Here is an 852-nt window from a genome sequence, read left to right as displayed (position 1 = left end):
TACCCTCATCAAACATAAGCCAGAAATGATTCCCAAAATATTTTATTCTTTGCTCAAATTCTTCTTTAGTTGCTGCCTCTAAGACAGGAAAACATACAGATTCAACCGATGCAATATCGTCTAAATCAGCCATTGTTGCATATCTTATATTCACAATCATTCCTTCTTTACTATTGCTTTTTATATTTAGTTTTTATTCATATATTACTATAATTTGCTTAAATACTCTGCCGGAACAGCCTTCACAAGCCATACTCCATTTACAGATAAGAAAAACTCATATCCTTCATCTGCCATCTTTCCGGCTGCCACCCTATAAACCACAGGCTTTCCATGCCTGCTGCCCACCTTAACTGCTGTCTCAGTATCCTTTGATAAATGAACATATAACCTGCTCTTAGAAAGTAATCCTTCTTTATCGATTGATGAAACAAACTTTTCTCCCGTTCCATGGTAAAGAAACTCTGGAGGAGTTTTCTTTTCAAGTTCAACATCAACAGGTATTGAATGTCCCTGGTTTGCTCTGATTAAGGTCTTATTTTCATTAAACGAATACCTCTGCTTGTTGTCAGTTCGCACAATCTCTTCAAGCATCTTCATATCAAATGGTCTTGTTTTACTTATACCTGATATCAACTCAGATACATCTGCCCAGCCATGTTCATCAAGCTTGATTCCTATTGTTTCCGGCTTGTGCCGCAAAATAAGACTTAAAAATTTGCTTGTGTCCGTTAATCCCATTGTTATCCCCCTTTAGTTTTCTTTTATAGCTTCCTGTAAGGCAGATACTGCACATTATATGCGTATTTCTAATACTTTCTACTCTATCACATACTCATACATTCTAAACTG

Annotated in this window: 1 protein-coding gene; it reads right to left on the bottom strand. The window is 36.3% G+C overall.

Features of this window, described 5'->3' with window-relative positions; genetic code table 11:
* Positions 1-207: 207 nt before the first annotated feature.
* On the bottom strand, positions 208-741 hold the full coding sequence (locus DW963_RS13130; RefSeq protein ID WP_117916367.1) for an RNA 2'-phosphotransferase: 534 nt from the start codon (positions 739-741) through the stop codon (positions 208-210).
* Between the last annotated feature and the right edge of the window lie 111 nt (positions 742-852).

Source organism: Eubacterium sp. AM46-8 (assembly GCF_003466705.1).
GTDB lineage: Bacteria > Bacillota > Clostridia > Lachnospirales > Lachnospiraceae > Lachnospira.
The sequence above is the reverse complement of the archived record's forward strand: the minus strand, read 5'-3'. Positions and strand labels throughout refer to the sequence as shown.